The following is a 20,860-nucleotide window of genomic DNA, read 5'->3' as shown; positions in this document are numbered from 1 at the left end:
AGAATCGTTTCAAAACCGATGGGCTTGGCTTCAAATGGAACGGAAAAGTATTTTATTGGAATAAACAATAATCCCAAAATTAGTCTTGGAAGTACCATTGCCTCTTTGTCTGGGGAGGGGGAAGTTGCAGGCATATTTAATCATTCGCTATGGACTTCGCAGATTCACTATCCATAAATGGATGCTATTACATATTTGTTTTTTTCAAGTCCTTGTTCCTATGGGCTTTCGTAATTCAGGTTCAATATCAATTTGTTCAAGCAGATAGTAGAACTTGTTCACTTCCTTTAGAATATGATGTGAAATCTAAAATTATAATAGCGCAGAATAATATACCTACTTCTGTAATTACTACAAAAGGGGCTATGAAGTTAAATGGTAACTATTTAGCTAACGCTTGTGGAATAGGAAAAAAATTAGTTGTTTATGGAACCCCAGATAATGTATCTGGTAATGAATATGATCAAGGACAGTGGCGCTATCTTGGTTATGATATTAATGGTACAGTCTTTCGAAATTGGCTCTTTCGTAGTGACTCTAGAGCAACATTGCACGTTGCTAAGAATTGGGTTGAAAATCCTTGGTCTGATCCAATAATTAAGAATAAAGGTGTTCAATCAACTTTTGAATTAACATCACATCCAGATGCGAGAAATTGGTTAGAATCAATGTATGATCCTTATAATGAATCTCCAACCTTTATACAAAGTTTTAACAAACGAACCAATAAAGGATGGACAGGTGACACTCTAAAGGACTATGTGGTAATTCAACAAATACCCACAAAGTTTACGCCAGGTGTAATTCAAATGTGGAACATATGGCAACCTGACGGTTCATACTGGTATGAAATGTTCTACATACCTCCTTTAGATCCACTAGAAGTGAAGAAACAACCAGACCTCCTCATCACAGACATCAAAACCGATCCAGCCACCGCCGCTGCAGCTTCATGGGTAGGGGATAGCGTCACTGTAAATATTACTTCAAAAAATGAAGGGCAAGAGAGTACAGGCCCTTTCACCGTAGGGATTGTCGGGACGAACATAAAGTCGGAAATCATATCAAACATCCCGCCAGGGCAGATAAAAACCGTATCGGTTAAAGTAACATCGACCACAGCGGGTATCGTTAACTACTCAGCCAAGACCGATTTTGGAGAGGCTGTCGCAGAATCAAATGAAAACAACAATACAAAGCCATTTCAAATTGTTTTTAGCAAGAAAAACGAACCTACCACCCCAATAGCAATCATCTCTCATCTCGAGGGAGATCATCGAACGAAACCCGAAATCACCATTAAGCCGGCTGCTGAGCCGCAGCTTGATGACAAACTCTCCTACTCTCCCGGCAAGGAAGCCATTACCCTTCAAGAATGGAAATACAAGACACCCACAGGAACGACGATCCAAAAAAAACCGACGGCCAAGGACTTTACGAATGAAGGCGAATATCTTGTTGAGCTCCGTGTTACAAATAGTGCTAAGAAAGTGTCCGATTGGGCACAGTTGACGATAAACGTAGCCACAAAAGCGACACCCAACCCTAGCGCCAGTCCGACTCCAACACCGGAACCTACACCAACGCCAAGACCAGAGCTGGTGGCTAATATCGCATTCGTTCCTCCGAGAATCATAGCTGGGGAAGCTTCATCTCTATTTAATCGGTCCAAAGGATTAAACGGCTACACCTGGAAGTTCTCGGATAATTTAAAAGCCGTGCTTCCGAACACAACGGATTACGAATTTAATGATGTGAAGTATTTTTCCGCAGGCAATTACATTGCTGAAATTACGGTAACGGATGAATTTGGCGGAGCCCAAAAAGCTACAGCCACACTCCAAGTGATCGATCCAAAGCCAGTTGCTATCGTATCTGGGATATCCCGAGTCATTCAAGGCAGACCATTAGAGCGGCCATATAACCTACTTAACTCCTATACGCCTTTAGAGGATCGTGGAGAAAAGATTAATTTTAGCAAATCGGAAATGAGATATAAAAAAATTGGCAGCACCACCTATGTTAATCATTGGTTTACGACTACTCCGAGCGAGTTAGGCGAATACACGATTGAAGGCAAGGTATACGACACTACAGGCAGAGTCAGCGAGTGGGACGCCATGATTATGGAGGTTGTTCCGGATGCTCCGCCAACCGTAACGGTGGTTGCACCGACAGAGACTTATCGGGGAAATGGATTTATGCTCTTCCTTGATGCCGAAAGTCCCGACGGCGACATATTGAAACACCTGCATGTAGAAGAACGTTATGATCAAGATAATGATGGCAATTTTGAAGAAGAGGCTTGGACAACACTGTACAACGGTGCTTACAAAACAACGCATGCCCTTACGTATAACAAAGTCGGCAAAAGGCAGTATCGCGCCACAGTAACGGAGGACTATGGAATGAAAGGACAGTCGGAAATAGCCTCGACAGACATATTAAATTACGCGCCATCGGTAAACTTTAATGTGTTTGGCATCACGCAGCAGCCGGGGCAGGGGGAACATGACGGCCCGCCTGTCACCACCTATACGCCGGAATCGATCTTCCGTTCATGGACATTGAAGAAACCTTTTGTAGGAGGAGCAGGAGATAAGCTCGGCTGGAAAGCAGATCCAAGCAGCATATCCACTAAAAATGCGGTTTTTGCGAGCTTTGCTGTCGGTTACCCCAACTTAGGCAATGGCGCGAACTCGCGGACAAAGTTTCAGTTAGCTTCGGATATCGTTGGCAAGCCCGTTTGGAAATTATCCGTTGGAACGCTAATTCCGCAAGTTTTTGCAGGCAACCGAGTCTATTCCTATTATGTAAATGATTCAAAAGCCGGTCAGCCCTATGTGTTTAGTGAATTGGATTCTTTAGATGGCACGGTTAAACGAACCTTTGAAGTTAACTCCAATAATCAAAAAATAATATTCAAAAATATAGGCCCCGACGAAACCTTTTATTTCTATGATCGGAGTGATTACGCAGCTGATATTCATCAAGTTAAAATCATTGCTACGGACCATAAAGGGAATTTAAAGGATCAATATAGTTTCAGGCGCAGCGCTGATTCCCAAGACGCATTAGGCGCCGGATTGAACTTCTTGGAAATCTCACCAGACGGTGAATTCATGTATATGGGTTATAGGGAAGCTTACAATGTCATTGACACGTGGACGCAGTATGACGTGGAGCAGCGGTTCTATAAATACTCACTCAAAGGCAAATATCTGGTGTGGGAAGCGCCGGGAGAGCGGAAGTATGCGGGATATTATTCAGAGATCCAAATGACTTTAGCGACAGACGGAAGCACCTATTTTACTTATCATTATCAGGATCGAAATGCATACAGGTTATCTTCCTATGACGGGTATTTGACAAAAATCAACGCTGCAGGGCTGAAGAAAAGCTACAGAATTGGAGGATCAGCGGGGCTTTCAGCAGCCGTCGTTTCGGATGACAATACTAGAGTTTACGTCCATTCCGTATCTGTGGATTATGATGGAAAGCGAGCGAATCCATACTTATATACTTTTGCTACTAACAATGAGGTGCTTAATGGTTATAGTACATATCCACTAGCAAATGTTGATGCGTTTGGATCGCATAGCTGGACTGATGTGGCGATGTATCCGAACCCGCTTATTTTCGAAAACACGAATGTCTATGTGCACAACCGAATTGCAGCATACAACTACCTGTTTGATAAACACAGCAATTTAGTAACGAGATATAATTACAATCTACCGCCAGCGAATACAAGTAAAATGTTTATTACCGCAGCTGGCGATATTGTGTATCCTACGTTAATGCAAATCGGATTAACGTCTTGGACGGACGGTAATGCGCCTAAAGATATTAGGGCATCGCTTTACAGTGTGAATCATGCGGTTAATCTAGCACAGACGCCGCAAACGGTTTTTAATGCAGGGGCTTGGACGAGTGGTGTTGCTCAATCAACACCTATTTTGCCAGATGGCTCGATATACGTATTTTTTGAGCAATTTGTGATGCCATTTACTTCTGCCAGTGGGTCGGCTGGCTCGCTAAAGGAAATTGATGCCAATACCGTTGAGATTATTAATGACGATTGGGGCGGCCTACTATACGACGCGGGCAGCAGCATGAAAAACTATGCGTTAGAGTTCAACGTTAGTGTAAATGATATTAATAATGACAAGATCATTGGAGCAGGCTTTCAAATTCAAAATAAAAAAAATATGTATACGATGGAATGGAGTAAAAGCACATTATCTATGTACCGTATAGTGAACGGGGCTAAGACGCTGCTGCAATCCACGCCAATGAATCGCACTGCCTTTAATACGTATCCGATAAAGGTAGAGTCGGTGAACGGCCTCCAACGGGTATACGTCAATTATGCTAAGGTACTTGAAGTCGCAGACGGAACCTATACCAAAGGGTACGCAGGCATCATGTCTTTAGGACAGCCGAACGCGGTATTCTCGAATGTGAAGAAAACGAATTATGGAGACAGCTATACGCAAGAAACTTATGATGCTGTTCTCGTCAATGATCCGATCAGCTACGAGAAACTATTTAATGATATCGAGAAAGATCCCGTAGGAGCCGAGGAGTGGAGCTACAGCCATAATCCGAATTTCTTTGAAAATCCTGAAGGCTACAGCGTCCATAACGGAAAAACGTACAGCTCAACCATCAATGCGCTGGAAAAGCCAGGTGTGTACGAAATCACCTTTCGAGCACAAGATCATCCCGGATTAACCGGATACCGTAAATGGTCCGAGCCAGTGAAGAAGTTAATCTATGTGCACCGCAGACCAATCGCGCAGCCTGATGTCAGATTTACGGGTCTTGTATATGCTGAAGGAGAAGCACTGGATTACGAGACTTACGACACGTCCTATGATCCGGATATTGCTCATTTATTATCGGACAAGCTTTTCCGAACAAGATGGGCTGATGAATCGGTTTGGACCGCAGGCAAGCGTCAATATTACAACCGGCCTGGCGTGGAGCTGATTGTGCAGGAGCAGGTAAGAGATATTCATGGCGCATGGTCCTACTGGGGTCAAACGATTGTGTATAAGCCATCGCTCCCAACAATCAATCAGACCAAGCCCGTTATGACGATTATAGTACCGGGGGGTACTACCGCGGCCGCCCCTACGACCTATATGAAAGAGCCGACTGTTCGCTGGACCTATTATGATGCCCAAAACGATCCCCAGGAGCGCTACCGACTGACTTTGACTTACGTCGATACCAACGAAACAATCTTGTCGCTCGAGCATGAGGGGAATGCCCTGACCTATCCTATTTTGGAGGATACGATTCAGCAAGGGCGAGTCGTGAAAGTGCAAGGACAGGTGTACTCCAAGGGCATATGGTCGGATCTAAGCAATAGTAGATACTTTGTATTGAACCTACCTCCGCAAACGTACTTGCTGTCTTTTAACGGTGTGGATGCTGATCATCCCATATATACGAGCTCCAATCGGCCGCAGCTGCGCGTATTTACGATTGATCCGGAAAATCACCCGATTACTGCTATCGATTATGAAGTATTCCGCGCATCAAACGGTGTAAAAGTTGCAGATACGGAATCGTCTACAGCAGTAACCAGTTATGTACCTGCATCGCTTGCGGAAGGGCTTCATTACTGGAAGGCCAGAGCCAACGACAGCTATATATGGGGGCCGTACTCTAGCAATGGATTCTTCTTTGTTGACACAGTGAAGCCGGCAGATGTTAATGAAGTGCTGGAGGTAGAACCAACTGCGGTCACCGTCAAATTCAATGCTTTTAGCGATGCAGCACCTTCATCTGGACATGCGACTCGCCACTTTTATCTGCAAAAGGTGAACGCGAACGGCAGCGTTTCGAATATTGACTTAAATGGGGATGGAACGACGGAGTATAGCATTCCGCTGCCGCTCCATCAACGAACTTACAAGTTAAGCGGATTAATTCCAGGGCAAGAGTACCGCGTAACCGTGCTTGATTACGATGTTGCCGGGAACGAAGGACATTATGAATACATCTATTTTTCAACGAACCGGCCGCCGACAGCTGATTTTGATTGGACGCCTAAGCCGGTATATGAAGGGGATATGACGGTATTCGTTTCCCAAGCGTCAGATCCTGATGGCGACACGTTGTCTGTGGAGTATGAGCTGACCAGCCCGATGGGTGCGAAAAGCACCTTTGCTTATACGTTAAACGGTCCGGCTTATCCAGCAAAGGGACCTTCTCTTAAGTTGGCAACAGTGGGCTTGTGGAGTATGAAGATGACGGTGAGCGATGGGTTGGCTGATCCGGTAACGGTCACCAAATCCGTTCAGGTATTGCCGCTTAAGCTAATCGGATATGTTAGGCATACCGAGCTGTGGGATCAACATCGGAAGACGTACAATTTGAAAGCCTCTGGCCGTGAAGATACGCCGCGTGGGCATGCTGTATTTTGGGCAGGAGAGAAGTTTGTCCTGGAGGCGGAAACGACACTAACGGGAACCGATACGAAGGCGGAACGCGTTGAGGTGCAGATGGGAGCTTTCAAGACGAGCTTGGCAGCATCAAACGGCGCGCAAAACAAATGGTTAGGTGAGATATGGGACCTTTCGTTTGCGAAGCTTGCAAAAGGCCCAGTCGAGTTTATTTTCACAGCCTATTACAACAACGGGATGATCGTAACGACTAAGGTCAATGTAACTATTGATGGCCAAACGCTGGAGGTTGTAGGTGTACACCGGGTTCAATAACCGTTATGCTCAAAATAAAAAGGAAAGGGATGGAAGGTTTTGAGCATAAAGGCAGTCTTGTTTGATTTGGATGGCACGCTGCTCGATCGTGATACTTCTCTGGCCGAATTTGTCAGAAACCAATTTGACCGTTTGTTTGCAGGGGCGCCTATGGAGAAAGAGCAGTTTGTACGGCGCTTCATCGAGCTAGATGCCCATGGCTATGTGTGGAAGGATAAGGTCTATCAACAGCTAATTGCGGAGTATGAAATAGAAGGCTGGACGTGGGAGCAACTGCTGGAGGATTACCTCCACCGATTTCAAAAATATTGCGTGGGCTACCCCCACATGCTGGATATGCTGGTTCAGCTCAAAAGCAAAGGACTAAAGCTGGCGCTAGTTTCCAACGGCTTCGGCCAGTTTCAATATGATAATTTCAAAGCGTTAAATATTAGCCATTTGTTTGATGAGGTGCTGATTTCGGAATGGGAAGGCTTAAGGAAGCCTGATCCGGCTATATTTATTCGTGCTCTGTCAAAGCTGGGTGTACAAGCTAATGAAGCGGTATTTGTAGGCGACCATCCGGATAATGACGTGCATGCCAGTCGCAGTGTTGGTATGAGGGCGGTATGGAAGAGGAACGGCGATTCTGATAAGCTTGCTGAGGTTGATGGCGCAATTGACGATTTAGCCGAACTAATTCCATTCCTATTCCCTACTTAAATCTTAACAGCAGTATATTAAAAAGGCAGCATAGAGGGATAAACCCCTCTGCATGCTGCCTTCTTCTTTCTTTTTTCAGCTATTGTCCACTTTTGATTTTGGTGAAAAAGGTGCTGATCGCATAATAGGCTGCCCCGCGAACAGCAGATTGGTCCTGAAGCTCTGCGAATAGAATTTGCAAATGCTCCCTGTGATAAGGGAGTGTGCGCTGGTCAACGGCTGCCTGCACGGCAGGCTTTAGCCATTCCGCCGCGCGGCTCATCCGGTTGCCGATGATGACCACATTAGGGTTAAATACGTTGACGATGTTAGCGATGCCGGCACCCAAATAATCGCCAATGGAGCGAATAAGCGAGATGACGCGCTCGTCGCCTTGTGCCGCCGCAAGCAGCAGCTCTTCCAGATTTTCAAAGCCGAGCTGTTCTGCGCGCTCCAGAAGGGCATTTTCTGAGGCGTAAAGCTCCCAGCATCCGCGGTTGCCGCAGCTGCAAGGCTTGCCGTCATACTCAATCGAGAGATGGCCGAGTTCTCCGGAGAAGCCGGAAGCCCCTTTGTACAGCTCTTTATTCAAAATAATGCCGGTACCAATTCCGATCCCTACACTGACGTAGATCTGGTTGGGGATACCTCGTCCGGCTCCATATTTTTGCTCGCCTTGTGCACCCGCATTTGCTTCATTATCGATCGTGACCGGAATATTAAATGTCGCTTCAAGCTGCTCTTGCAGTGCGACTTGCCGCCATTTTAAATTCGGTGCGAACAAAATAGTGCCTTTGTCGTCGACAATGCCGGGAACGCCGACTCCAATACCTACCACGCCGTAAGGGCTTTCAGGTGCCTGCTCAATGAGCTGTTCAATGCATGCCGTCAACTGAGCGAGCGCTTGCTCGGCATGCTGCTGCTTCAAGCTGCTTTGGTACTCGGCAATAACATTTCCTTCGAGGTCAACGAGCAGTCCTCTAATATAATTAACGCCCAGATCGATACCCACCGCATAACCCGCGGTTCCGTTAAAGAGAAGCATGACGGGCTTGCGACCGCCACTAGATTGTCCGGGGCCGTTCTCGATAACGAGATGGCTGTCGATCAGATCCTGAACAAGGCTGGAAACCGTTGCTTTATTAAGACCCGTTTTCTCGGATATTTGTGCTCTTGAGAGCGGAGCGTGCTTAACGACCGCATCGAGTACGATAGCGGTGTTGATTTTTTTGATGAGCGCTAAGTCTCCGGTTGGTTTTAATTTCAAGAAGTAAGCCTCCGTCCAAATCTCTATAGGTACTATTGTATCACGAAATTTCGAATATACAGCTAACTTGAACCGCATACGGAAGAGTGCGATGCAAGCAGAAAAAGGCTACAGCCAGTTTAACACAAAAACAAAGTTTGTTTAATGGTTAAATAAAGTATGGCGGCAAAAAAAGAGCCGTACGGATCAAATATCCATACGGCTTACATTTATTATTGTTCAAGCGTATCAGGATATACGATCGTATCAAACACTTCATTCGTTGCTTGATCCTTCATGTGAATAGTGACCTTGAGCGCTTCTGATTCCACCCCGCTGAACGTCTGATACATCATAGCAGAAATGCTGATTGCCAGAGCTGCGAAGCTATCCATGCTGGATTGAAAGGCTTCTTTATCTACAACAAGAGTAAATTCCGAGAAGTTTTTATCGTATTCAACGTCCTTGATTGAAGCGAAGGCTTCCCCACTTTTAAGGCTAGTCATGCTTTCCTCGACGGTAGCTGCTATGTCTCCAAGCATTTTTTTGTAAACTTTATTTGTCATGGTGTACGTATAAGAGCCGTCCTCGTTACTCGTTACTTCCTTCACGCCTTGTTTTTTTGCGTTTTCAATCACAGTAGCGGGTTCTGCCTCATTGAAAAAAGAAGAGGGAAGAGTGAGCGTCGTAGTTAGCAGTCCCTCGTCAACTTCAACTGTCCCTTTGGAATCATCAGCGTTTTCCTTTGCGACTTCAGTTGCCGGTTGCCCCTCTTCCACTTGAGGCGAGTTAGTATTTACAGCTTCTTTATCTGTACCCGAGCATCCAGATAAAATCAAAATAGCACTAGCAACGATTACAAACGTTTTTTTCATACAAATTCCCCCATATATTTCGTCTATTCGACTACTATATACTAAACTAAAGGATACATGCGATAAGAAATTTGTCGTCAACGGAGAAGGAGATGTGCTGACTTGAATAATAATAATAAGATCATCGACTATTGTTTGAAGAAGAAAGGAGCGACGAAGGAGTATCCCTTTGGTCCTGATGCCATGGTGATTAAAATTGCCGGTAAAATGTTTGCGCTTATTTTTGAGGACAAAACAGATGATTATCGCTTAAACCTCAAATGTGATCCGGTGATTGCTGAAAATTTGAGAGAGCAGCATGAGGCCATTCGTCCAGGCTACCATATGAACAAAAAGCACTGGAATACGATTATGCTCGATGGCTCCCTGCCAGTAGATGATATCTTTTCTATGATTGACCACTCTTACGATTTGGTTGTTAAAAGCCTTTCTAAGAGCATCAGAGAATCAATATCGGAAATGAACTAACTGATTTGCCCACAACTTGCCCACGGGAACAAGCGTATTGCAGTGAAAAAAGGGGTATACCATACTTCGTAATGCGCATTGTTCCTTAACATGCCACAATCTTAGTTTGTTTAATAGACAAACTAAGTTATACCGTGTTATTCTAAATGTAAGCACTAACAAAAATATTGAATTCCGTGAAGGAGGATTTTGTTTTTATGAGCTATTTCAAAAACATTAACGCGATCCAATTTGAAGGTAAGGGCTCGGACAATCCGCTTGCATTCAAACACTACGATCCAACTCAAGTAATAATGGGCAAAACGATGGAAGAGCACCTTCGCTTCGCGGTTGCTTACTGGCATACATTTAACGCTAACGGTACAGACCCGTTCGGCGCACCTACCATGGTTCGCGGCTGGGATCAATATAATGGACTTGACCGTGCGAAGGCGCGCGTTGAAGCCAACTTTGAATTTTTGAATAAATTGAATGTTCCTTACTTCGCGTTCCACGATGTAGATATCGCGCCAGAAGGCGAAACGCTGCAAGAAACGAACAAAAACCTGGATGTTATCGTTGCTCTATTGAAAGACAACATGAAATCCTCTGGCAAAAAGCTGCTTTGGAACACGGTTAACATGTTCTCGAACCCGCGCTTCGTACACGGTGCAGGAACTTCGGTAAATGCTGATGTTTATGCATATGCAGGCGCACAAGTGAAAAAAGGCCTTGAAGTTGGTAAAGAGCTTGGCGCAGAAAACTATGTATTCTGGGGCGGCCGTGAGGGCTACGATACGCTTCTGAACACAGACATGGGCTTCGAGCTCGATAACCTTGCTCGCTTGTACCACATGGCGATCGCTTACGCGAAGGAAATCGGCTTCGATGCGCAATTCCTAATTGAGCCAAAACCGAAAGAGCCAACGAAGCACCAATATGACTTTGATGCAGCGACAACGATCTCATTCTTGCAAAAATACGGCTTGAAAGATCACTTCAAGCTAAACCTTGAAGCTAACCATGCTACGCTTGCAGGCCATACGTTTGAGCACGAAATCCGTACGGCTGCAATTAACGGCGTGTTGGGCTCGCTTGATGCGAACCAAGGCGACTTGTTGCTAGGCTGGGATACAGATGAATTCCCGGTTGACCTTTACTCCACTACACTAACGATGTTTGAAGTATTGAAAGCTGGCGGTATCGGCCGCGGCGGAATCAACTTCGATGCGAAGGTTCGTCGTGGATCATTCGAAGCGGAAGATCTGTTCCTGGGCCACATTGCTGGTATGGACAGCTTCGCTTGGGGCCTGAAAGCAGCTGCGAAATTGACGGAAGAGAAAATTCTCGACAACATCGTGGAAAACCGTTACCGCAGCTTCAAAGAAGGCATCGGCGCAGAAATCGTTTCCGGCAAAGCTACGCTTGCTTCGCTTGAGCAGTATGCATTGCAAAACAACCCGATCAAACTTGAATCGGGCCGCCAAGAACGGATCAGCCTTATCTTGTCCGAAGTTATTTTCAGCGTTTAAGCCCGGGAGGATTGCAGGCAAATGAGCTATGTTATTGGTGTCGATTTAGGAACAAGTGCCGTCAAGGTGCTGCTAGTGGACAAGAACGGTACGATAGCTGCGGAAGCAACTCGCAGCTACCCGCTGTTCCATGAGCATACAGGCTGGAGCGAGCAACGTGCCGACGATTGGGTCGACGGTACGGTTGCTGCGCTTCGCGAGCTTACTGAAGCAGAAGGCATTGATGCTGCTGCGATTGAAGGAATCAGCTTCTCAGGACAAATGCATGGGCTGGTATTGCTGGGTGGCGAGGGGAACCCGATCCGCAATGCCATTCTATGGAATGATACCCGCACAACAGGGCAATGCCGCGAGATTGAGCGCACGCTTGGCGACAAGCTGCTGAGCATTACGCGTAACCCGGCGCTTGAGGGCTTTACTCTGCCGAAGATTCTATGGGTTCGTGAGAATGAGCCTGAAGCTTTCGCCAAGGCAAAGCTATTCCTGCTGCCGAAGGATTATCTACGCTATCGCCTAACGGGCGAGCTGCATATGGATTATTCCGATGCGGCTGGCACGCTGCTGCTAGATGTAGCCGGCAAAGCATGGAGTGAAGAGGTGCTTGCTGCCTTTGAACTTCCGGCCAGCTTCTGTCCTCCGCTCGTAGAATCACATGGCCTTGTTGGTACGCTGCTGCCGCAATACGCGGAAAGCACAGGCTTACCCGCTGCAACCAAAGTGTTTGCAGGCGGTGCCGACAATGCATGCGGAGCGATCGGTTCAGGCATTTTGTCCGAAGGGCTGACGCTTTGCAGCATAGGTACTTCTGGCGTTATTCTCTCGTATGAGAATGACAAGTCGAAGGACTTTGCGGGCAAGGTGCATTTCTTCAACCACGGCAAAGAGGATTCGTTTTATGCGATGGGCGTTACGCTAGCGGCGGGCTACAGCTTGAGCTGGTTCAAGAAAACGTTCGCGCCTAACGAATCGTTTGATCAGCTATTGGAAGGCGTTGGCGCTATAAAACCGGGAGCGGGCGGACTATTGTTCACCCCGTATCTAGTCGGCGAGCGGACGCCGCATGCAGATGCAGTCATTCGCGCGAGCTTTATCGGCGTTGACGGCTCCCACGAGCGCATTCATTTTGCGCGTGCGGTTATGGAAGGCATTACGTTCTCGCTCAACGAGTCGGTCGATATGTTCCGTAAAGCCGGCAAAACGGTGGATACGATTATATCAATCGGCGGAGGCGCGCAAAATCCAGCATGGCTGCAAATGCAGGCGGATATTTTCGATGCCAAAGTTGTAGCGCTGGAAAATGAACAAGGACCTGGCCTTGGAGCTGCTATGCTTGCGGCCTATGGCGCGGGCTGGTTCGACAGCTTGGAGTCATGTGCGGATAAGTTCGTGAAGCACGCGGATTCCTATGCTCCGCAGCCGGAAGCCGTTGCTGCTTACGAAGGCATCTTTAAGGTGTACCAACAGGTATACGAACAAACACGCGGTTTAAATGAGGCGCTGGCGCCTTATCGCGGATAGGCATTTTAGAGTTTAAGGATGGTTATTCTCCGCGGAGGATAACCGTCCTTTTTTATTATTAGCGCTTAACCTCTTTTACCTCTTATAGCTGCTCCATATGGACTCGGGTCTTACTCCCAGCTCTCCGGCAATGAGTTCAGCGGTTAGACGCTGCGGTTTTTTTATTTTGCCATTGCGGATTTTCGAGATGGTCGTCAGTGAAATCAGTGTGGACTGGGCGAGCGAGGTGACAGATATATTTTTGCTTAGCATTAACATGCGCAGCTTGTACGAGGGATCTTCTTCTTGATTGTTGATATGCAAGCTGGTAAGTATGACAACAAAGTTTTTGAAGCTGCGGTTGCCATTGTAAAAAGGCTGAATAACCGCGTCAGCGCTGTAATAACGATCGCCAAGCTTGAGCTGGAAATCTGAGGATTCGGGCGTTCGATTGTTTTTCGCATATTCAAATATCCGTTTCAGCTTGCTTCGCTCATGATCTGCGACAAGATCGAATATGGATTGATTCACATAGGATGAGGACGGCTGCTGCACAGGGGCATAATAATGCTTTAGGCTTAAAATATTGTATCGTTCATTGACGATAAGAGAGACCATGATTTTGTTATGAGTAATATAATGATCAATCCATTTGGACTCGCGCAGATCCTTGCAGATAATGACGTAGACGATGCGGTCTGCTTCTTGCAACTTGCGGCAGGACATACGGACGTCGGCAGGGGTAGAAGCTTTGGTTATCAGCTTGCATTCCAGCAGCGGAGAGATAGCGTTCTCTTCAGCGAGTTGGATTACGGCTTCCTCGAAGGAAATTCCTGACTCCTCCGTAGTTATGATCGTCGAGGGATCAAGCGAGATCAAATCAGATTTCTTGAAGCCTGAGAAAGCGGTAAAGGCTTGATTGACATCGCGTATCGACCAACGGGATTCGTCGGACTCGACGATAAGCATAGGATCTGAAAGCAAATAAAATAAATGATTCATCGATGACACCGTCCCATCAGTTAGCGTATATCAAGCAGTATGTTATAATTATGTCATAAAACCTAACATATTTATATAGCTAATTGTGAAAAAATATTGTCGGGCAGTGAAACGGTCGTCACCTCATGAAAATTATGGCTTGGGGCATGCTATACCAAACGTAGGGAGGATGATGGAATATGGCTGAAAATTCAGCTTTGTTATTTGATTTTAATGACGACCAGAGCGCGGCACTTGCTTGCGAGACACTGCGCGAGCTGGGTTTTGAGACAGTGCTGCATGAAGGGAGCCGGATGCACGTTCATTTAGCGGGAAGCGACTTGACCTCAGCGCTGGAGATTGCGCAGTCCCATGGCGGGCAGCTCGCCCAGCAGACTCAGATTGACGGCAACGCCGTAACGGACAGTGCGTATGCCCTTGATGCGATTGCGATTCCCGCGCATATGGTTAATGAGGACTGGGTTGCAAATGAGGGGCATGAGGAGCTGCCGGAAGGACTCGCCAATCGAGACGATGACGCTGACTACGAGGGAGAGTTTCTACCTGATCCAGGCACGTATGGTTACTTCTCTGGAGATGTGCGCGTTTAGCGATAAAGACCAAATACATAAGGGGCTGTCAAGAAGGCGAATAGCCTTTCGTGACAACCCCTTTTTGGAATAAATAGAAATAGGAATAAACTCCTCGCGTAGCGATCAAAACAGAGAATTATCCAGTTCCTAGCGTAACGAGTTTTTACCGTCTCAGGACAGCATTTAGGCCAGCAGTATAACCAGTCGAGAAGGCTGCCGTAATATTGTAGCCTCCGGTATAGCCATGTATATCCAGAATCTCCCCGCAAAAATAAAGGCCGCTCATCCGTTTCGACTCCATCGTCTTCGGATCAATTTCTTTCAAATGAATGCCTCCTCCTGTAACGAAGGCGTCTTCAATGGATAATGACCCGTATACCCGAATCGGAAAATGCTTAATGAGCTGTGTCAGGGCTAGCCATTCTTGCTTTGGAATATTGTCAAAGGTAAGGCTGTCTTGCAAGCCGGCTTTCTGCAGCAATATTGGAATCATTTTCTCGGACAGATAGCTTTTTAGCACATTTTTGATCGTTTTCTTGGACTCAGTCTCGGCGAGCTTCAATGTCTCACGATACACATCGTCCTTGCTTTTGCCTGGCATAAGATCAATCGCAACCTCGATGTTGCCCGTGCCAAATTGCTTGAGCGCCTTCACCACAAACTGGCTGCAGCGCAGCACAATGGGGCCAGATATGCCGAAATGTGTAAAAAGCATATCTCCCTCATGCGAAATCAGCTGCTTTCCTTTGGGGCTCCATACGGAAAGCGCGACGCTGCGCAGCGACAAGCCCTGCAACTCCTTGCTCGTAATGAAAGGCTCATTTGAAGTGAGAGGAACCTCGGTAGGAAAGAGTTCGGTTATCGTATGGCCGGCTTTCTCTGCCCAAGCATAGCCATCGCCGGTCGAACCGGTTTGAGGCACCGATTTGCCGCCTGAAGCAACAATAACGCTGGTGCTCCGAAAATTTTCTCCTGATTTCACGCGAACGCCAATCACTTTTCCGCCATCATACATGATATGATCGACAGGAGCGTTCAACACGATTTTTACGCCTTGCTTGCGAACCTGGTTAACCAGTGTATCGACAACGGTTTTGGCTTTGTCCGTCACGGGGAACATCCGGCCGTTATCCTCTTCTTTCAGAGCGATTCCAAGGTTTTCAAAAAAAGCGATGATGTCCTTGTTGTTGAAATTCGAAAAGGTGCTGTGCAAGAAACGGCCATTGCCGGGAATATGCTTGATCAGCTCGTCCAAATTTTTGTTATTGGTTACATTGCAGCGGCCTCCGCCGGATATGCCAAGCTTGCGCCCCAATTTGTCGCCTTTATCGAGGAGCAGCACGTTAGCGCCATCCTTGCTCGCGGCAATCGCGGCCATTAAGCCTGCGGAGCCGCCGCCAATTATAATTGCATCATACTGCATCGTTTTCCACCTGCTATATTATTAGTAGACTTTATAATACCATATAATGAAAGGCGGCGTTCTGATGCTTCGTGAGGAGTGGAAAATGACTGGGGCCAAAGGTGCCTCATTGTTTCTGAGGGAGTGGAAGCCGGAGTCAACGAATATAAAGGCAGTTGTCTGCCTCGTGCATGGCATGGGGGAGCATGGCGACCGCTACACGCATGTAGCGGCCCGTTTCGCAGAGGCGGGGATCGCGCTAATTGCGCTTGACCAGCAGGGTCACGGTCTATCCTCTGGCAAGCGGGGGCATTTGCCTTCACTTGGCGCAGCGGCGAGCGATGTCGCTTTGATGATTGAAGCGGCGGGACAGCGCCATCCCGGCGTTTCTATATTTTTGTACGGCCACAGCATGGGGGGCAATGTGGCGTTGAACAGCGCGCTCCGGCTTCTTCCGCCTATTAAAGGGCTTATTCTTACGAGTCCGTGGCTAAGGCTGGCATTCAAGCCAAACCCGGCGGTAGAGTGGGTAGGGCGCAGGCTTGCGGACGTGCTGCCAACGATGCATCAATCCACAGGCTTAAACCCTGCTGATTTATTTCGGCCAGGTTACGATGACGCGGCTCCTATCGTTGAAGATCCGTTATGCCACACGAAAATTACGATCCAGACTTATGTAGAAGTTACAGCTGGCGGAGAGTGGGCTTTAGCCCATGCAGATCAGCTCCAGGTGCCTTTATTGCTCATGCACGGAACTTCCGATCGTGTGACTTCGCTTGAAGCGAGCAGCATATTGGCCGAAGGTCTTGGAAAACGCTGTCATTTTAAAATTTGGGAAGGCGGGTTCCATGAGCTGCATAATGATTTGGAAGGCGAGGAAGCCATTCATATGATCATAAATTGGTTGATGGATCAATTGTAAAATCATGCCTTTTATGTTTTAATCGGAGTAATAGGTCGTCTTATATGGGAATGTTTGTTTTAATAATAATCAAATTTGTGGCATGCATTTGGAGCGCGGGTAGGGGGAAGCGATCTTAAGTGTTAAAAGAATTGCTGTTACAATTTATCGTATCCTTATTGCCGGTGTTCGCTTTCCAGCTTTGGTCCCATAAAGAGCATGGCTGGAAGGGGATGCCGGTCTTTATGGGGATTTTTTGTGGTGCTTCCATGCTGTTGTGCATGCTGAGCACATCTAGCGTACTAGGCTACGATGTTGATTTTCGACTAATCCCCTATTTAATAGGTTCACTTTATGGGGGAGTGCCAACGCTGGTCGTTTTGACGATTATTTATGTAGCCGTGAGAATTCCAATGCTGGACAGCAGCTGGGAAACGGTCAGTTTCATCATGCTTCTCGTCGTGTTTATTCCACTTGTGCTGCTTTCTGTTCGTCCTTTCAGCCGTGCCTCTGCCCTATACAAGGAGAGGAAGGGCTTGCTGCTGATGTCGGTGTTTATGCTTTATTTTGTCATCAGCATGGTTGGGTTTATCGGTTATAGCGACGTTTCATGGTCGTTTATTATGGTTGTGTCGCTTATCGTTGCTGTATTGGCAACTTTGACGGCAACCTGGCTGTCTATCTTTATGATCGAGAGCGTGAAGGAGAAGCAGCTGCTGTATGATGAAGTGAAAAGGGTATCGGCAAATTATCACAACGAAGCGGTAAAGCTCCAGCAATTTATAGATGAAACTTCATTTGGCGTCATCGTTGTTGATCATGAGGGAAGGATCACTCATTTTAATGAAATGGCCAAAAAGCTATTTTTCCTTCATTCCGAATATACAAGCGCCATGCAAATATTGGGCTCGTCCTTTCCGGAAGTTTTTCAGATCGGACAAGAGGATGCCTGCGTCAAGCTGCTGATTCAAGCGCTTGATGGTGAGAAAGTATCGCTTGTTCCCTTTGTAAATGGTGAAACGATGCTCCTGCTAACTACAATTTCACTTCGCACTTCGTTAAATGATAAAAATGCAGGCGCGGCGCTCATTGCGCAGGATGTGACCGAAATACACCATTTGCAGAATGAGGTAGGCCGGATGGAGCGGCTTAGCTTGGTTGGCCAGATGGCAGCGAGTATCACACACGAAATTCGAAATCCGATGGCGGTAATTCGAGGTTTTGTTCAGCTGATTCAGGAACGAAGCGAGAAAAACCAAGGAGAATATTTTCAAATCATCATTGATGAGCTTGATCGGGCGAATATGATTATTAGCGATTTTCTTTCCCTGGCCCAAAATAGGGTGCTCAAAATGGAGCCAACTTCCTTACATGCAGTTATTCATGAGCTGATTCCGCTGCTGATGGCGGATGCGAATTTGCGCGGGCAAACGATTGAAGTGAACTTGGACAAGCATGTGCCGCTGATTATGCTTAATGACAGAGAAATTAAGCAGCTGCTGCTTAATATTGCCCGTAATGGGATGGAAGCAATGGGGGATAATGGCACGCTTCGGATCAATACGGTCAGCTTTGGGGAAAAGATCGAGCTGCGGATATCAGATCAAGGAGTGGGCATTTCACAGGATCAGATGAAGCATTTATTTGAACCGTTTTTTTCAACGAAAACACAAGGCACAGGGCTCGGTCTCCCTCTCTGCTTAAGTATTGCCGAACGTCACAATGGCCGCATCGATGTAGAATCCGAGGAAGGCGAAGGAACAACGTTCGTGGTTACTTTTTTTCTGGTAAAGGAGCAGGCGGAGGTACCGGATTTCGCGATTTGAATAAGAACGAGACCAGCCAGAAACTAATGATTAAGATGAATAGGGTCAGGTTGTCTCAGGATTTATAAGGAAAGGCGCGGCTGCGCATACTACTCTGGAAAGAACACCGGCCAAAGCGGCTGGAGAGCATGACGGGAGGAGGGCAAAGCCATGACAGAGCACAATGAACAGAAGGAGCGTTCGGCTGAACAGGCGCAGCAAGCAGCAAAAAACACGGCTGGCAAGAACAGCAAGTCGCCAGAGTCGGAAGGTTTCGATAAAAAGCTGGATGGACCTAATCGTCCTTCTATCTAGCGCGGAGGTGAGCAAATGACTGATCCCACGTTTGAGGGAGAGCAGCTGCATGGCGATGATCCAGCGCTTGATCCTTACGAAATTGAGTTTTTGCCGCAGTTTCGGCAGGGGCGGGGCAGCCGTGCGCCATTTGTGAATCAGTACGGCGTTGTGATCGGAGATCATGAATACGAATCTCCGGATTCGCCTTTGTCCCAATGGAGCGAGGATACCGATCCTGCCATTATGGCGGGCGATGAATGGGTGCATCCGTTTAAGGACGTGGGCTTTCTAACGGCGGATAACCGAGATATTTTTGAGATGGGCCAGCTGCCGGAAGGCGGCATATTTACACATCCTGACAAAAATGCGGCATATGGCCTCGATGATCCTGGGACACAACCGGATTAGGCTTTAAAAAGAACAGCCGGAGCGGCCGCTCCGGTTGCTTTATTTTGACTACGGACGGTATAATAGTAGCTAAAATAAAGTAATTAAAGGAGTGTGTTTCGATGTCGATGTCATTCGAACGATACATGTTAGATATGGTGCAGCCTATGCGGGACGATCTTACTCGCATTGGTATTCAGGAGCTTCGCACACCTGAAGAAGTAGAAGAAAAATTGCCTAACGCAAAGGGTACAGCTCTTGTCGTTATTAACTCGGTATGCGGTTGTGCTGCTGGCCAGTGCCGTCCAGGCGTAGCAGACGCGCTGCAGCATGATATTACACCAGATCATCTCTATACGGTGTTCGCAGGTCAAGATAAAGAAGCAACGGCGAAGGCTCGTGAATATTTCGCTCCATACCCGCCATCTTCCCCATCGATCGCGTTGATGAAGGATGGAGAGCTAGTACACTTTATTGAGCGCCACCAGATTGAAAATCGTTCGGCATCGGATATTGCAGCCGATCTGTCTGACGCTTTCGATCGGTTTTGCCGCTAAACGGGACGGTGACTATGAGCCTACAACAAGAAATTATTGAAAGACTAGGCGTAAAGCCTGAAATCGATCCGGAAGTCGAGATTCGGAAGCGGGTCGACTTTTTGAAGCAGTATGTTCAGCAGTCCGGCACGACTGGTCTGTTGATTGCTATAAGCGGAGGCATTGACAGCGCGGTAGCAGCAGGACTGTGCAAACGTGCTACGGATGAGCTAAGCTCTGAAACTGGCCGCGAGTATATGACGCTGGGCGTGTTCCAGCCATACAGCGAGCAATCAGATATCGCTGACAGCTATGCTGTAGCCGAAGCTTTTCAATTGAAGCACCGTGCGGAAACGAATATTGCTGAAGCGGTTGACGAGATTGCGATTGAAGTGGAGCACAACTTTAAGTCGCTCGGCATTCCGCGCCACTTGAGTCGCGGAGGCAAGGGCAACGTCAAGGCAAGAACGCGGATGGTTATGCAGTACGCGCTTGCTTTCGATCTTAATCTGCTTGTCGTAGGCACGGATCATGCATCCGAAGCGATTACGGGCTTTTATACGAAGTGGGGCGACGGCGCAGTAGACGTTACTCCTCTTAGTACGCTAAACAAACGCCAAGTGCGTCAATTGGCATCCCATATCGGCGTTCCGCAAAGCGTATTGGATAAAGCGCCAACGGCCGGCCTATGGGATGGACAAACCGATGAGGATGAGCTTGGGATCACCTATGGTGATAATAGCGACTACCTCGAAGGCAAGTCGATCAACGCTGAGACGCGCGAGAAGCTAGAAAAGCAATATTTGAAAACCGAGCACAAACGCTCCCCGATTCCGGGTATTTAAGCAGCTGCCTTGGTTAAGTTACATGATGAAGACTGCCCTGCTGCCGAGTTATCGGTGTAGGGCAGTTTTTTTGAATACGCAAATGAACCGATGGGAGAGCA

General features: G+C 47.1%; 16 protein-coding genes. 12 read left to right on the top strand and 4 right to left on the bottom strand.

The window, feature by feature from the left end; translation table 11 throughout:
- Window positions 1-149: 149 nt before the first annotated feature.
- Together E0496_RS12045 and E0496_RS12040 are read left to right on the top strand one after the other, a co-directional pair.
- Window positions 150-6,734 (top strand): Athe_2463 domain-containing protein, encoded by a 6,585-nt coding sequence (locus E0496_RS12045; RefSeq protein ID WP_141501937.1) that lies wholly within the window; start codon window positions 150-152, stop codon window positions 6,732-6,734.
- Window positions 6,735-6,773: 39 nt separating this feature from the next.
- Entirely contained in the window at window positions 6,774-7,436 is a 663-nt protein-coding gene (locus E0496_RS12040) for an HAD family hydrolase (RefSeq protein ID WP_141501936.1), read from the top strand.
- Between the two features lie 79 nt (window positions 7,437-7,515).
- Here E0496_RS12040 and E0496_RS12035 read toward each other — a convergent pair whose 3' ends face one another.
- Together E0496_RS12035 and E0496_RS12030 are read right to left on the bottom strand one after the other, a co-directional pair.
- On the bottom strand, window positions 7,516-8,682 hold the full coding sequence (locus E0496_RS12035; RefSeq protein WP_241674741.1) for an ROK family protein: 1,167 nt from the start codon (window positions 8,680-8,682) through the stop codon (window positions 7,516-7,518).
- A gap of 212 nt (window positions 8,683-8,894) precedes the next feature.
- Window positions 8,895-9,536: a flagellar basal body L-ring protein FlgH gene (locus tag E0496_RS12030; RefSeq protein ID WP_141501934.1), complete on the bottom strand. Its 642-nt coding sequence runs from the start codon at window positions 9,534-9,536 to the stop codon at window positions 8,895-8,897.
- Between the two features lie 102 nt (window positions 9,537-9,638).
- Between E0496_RS12030 and E0496_RS12025 the strand changes: the two genes are divergently transcribed.
- The 3 genes from E0496_RS12025 to xylB all read left to right on the top strand — a co-directional run bounded on the left by E0496_RS12025 (window position 9,639) and on the right by xylB (window position 13,033).
- On the top strand, window positions 9,639-10,004 hold the full coding sequence (locus E0496_RS12025; RefSeq protein WP_141501933.1) for an MmcQ/YjbR family DNA-binding protein: 366 nt from the start codon (window positions 9,639-9,641) through the stop codon (window positions 10,002-10,004).
- A 197-nt stretch (window positions 10,005-10,201) separates the two neighbouring features.
- Window positions 10,202-11,515 carry a xylose isomerase gene (gene xylA, locus E0496_RS12020; RefSeq protein WP_141501932.1) on the top strand — a complete coding sequence of 438 codons (1,314 nt, stop codon included), beginning with the start codon at window positions 10,202-10,204 and terminating at the stop codon, window positions 11,513-11,515.
- Window positions 11,516-11,536: 21 nt separating this feature from the next.
- Entirely contained in the window at window positions 11,537-13,033 is a 1,497-nt protein-coding gene (gene xylB, locus E0496_RS12015) for a xylulokinase (protein WP_141501931.1), read from the top strand.
- 75 nt (window positions 13,034-13,108) lie between these two features.
- On the opposite strand, the gene E0496_RS12010 is transcribed toward xylB, so the two are convergent.
- Complete coding sequence (locus tag E0496_RS12010; protein ID WP_141501930.1) at window positions 13,109-14,014, bottom strand: helix-turn-helix domain-containing protein; 906 nt, start codon at window positions 14,012-14,014, stop codon at window positions 13,109-13,111.
- Between the two features lie 179 nt (window positions 14,015-14,193).
- On the opposite strand from E0496_RS12010, the gene E0496_RS12005 reads away from it, so the two are divergent.
- Window positions 14,194-14,604, top strand: a complete 411-nt coding sequence (locus E0496_RS12005; protein WP_141501929.1) for a hypothetical protein — start codon at window positions 14,194-14,196, stop codon at window positions 14,602-14,604.
- Between the two features lie 145 nt (window positions 14,605-14,749).
- Here E0496_RS12005 and E0496_RS12000 read toward each other — a convergent pair whose 3' ends face one another.
- Entirely contained in the window at window positions 14,750-16,009 is a 1,260-nt protein-coding gene (locus tag E0496_RS12000) for a BaiN/RdsA family NAD(P)/FAD-dependent oxidoreductase (RefSeq protein ID WP_141501928.1), read from the bottom strand.
- Window positions 16,010-16,073: 64 nt separating this feature from the next.
- On the opposite strand from E0496_RS12000, the gene E0496_RS11995 reads away from it, so the two are divergent.
- The 6 genes from E0496_RS11995 (at window position 16,074) to nadE (ending at window position 20,759) form a co-directional block, all read left to right on the top strand.
- On the top strand, window positions 16,074-16,910 hold the full coding sequence (locus tag E0496_RS11995; RefSeq protein WP_161601390.1) for an alpha/beta hydrolase: 837 nt from the start codon (window positions 16,074-16,076) through the stop codon (window positions 16,908-16,910).
- 119 nt (window positions 16,911-17,029) lie between these two features.
- Window positions 17,030-18,715: a two-component system sensor histidine kinase NtrB gene (locus tag E0496_RS11990; RefSeq protein WP_141501926.1), complete on the top strand. Its 1,686-nt coding sequence runs from the start codon at window positions 17,030-17,032 to the stop codon at window positions 18,713-18,715.
- Window positions 18,716-18,865: 150 nt separating this feature from the next.
- Window positions 18,866-19,009, top strand: coding sequence for a hypothetical protein (locus E0496_RS35555; RefSeq protein WP_161601389.1), 144 nt, complete (start codon window positions 18,866-18,868; stop codon window positions 19,007-19,009).
- Between the two features lie 15 nt (window positions 19,010-19,024).
- Complete coding sequence (locus E0496_RS11985) at window positions 19,025-19,399, top strand: DUF3905 domain-containing protein (protein WP_141501925.1); 375 nt, start codon at window positions 19,025-19,027, stop codon at window positions 19,397-19,399.
- Window positions 19,400-19,500: 101 nt separating this feature from the next.
- Entirely contained in the window at window positions 19,501-19,935 is a 435-nt protein-coding gene (locus E0496_RS11980) for a BrxA/BrxB family bacilliredoxin (protein ID WP_139995872.1), read from the top strand.
- Between the two features lie 14 nt (window positions 19,936-19,949).
- Window positions 19,950-20,759: an ammonia-dependent NAD(+) synthetase gene (gene nadE / locus E0496_RS11975; protein WP_141501924.1), complete on the top strand. Its 810-nt coding sequence runs from the start codon at window positions 19,950-19,952 to the stop codon at window positions 20,757-20,759.
- Window positions 20,760-20,860: the final 101 nt, after the last annotated feature.

The sequence above is a fragment of the Paenibacillus luteus genome, from assembly GCF_006542765.1.
Taxonomy (GTDB): domain Bacteria; phylum Bacillota; class Bacilli; order Paenibacillales; family Paenibacillaceae; genus Pristimantibacillus; species Pristimantibacillus luteus.
This window is presented reverse-complemented; position numbering and strand designations above follow the sequence as displayed.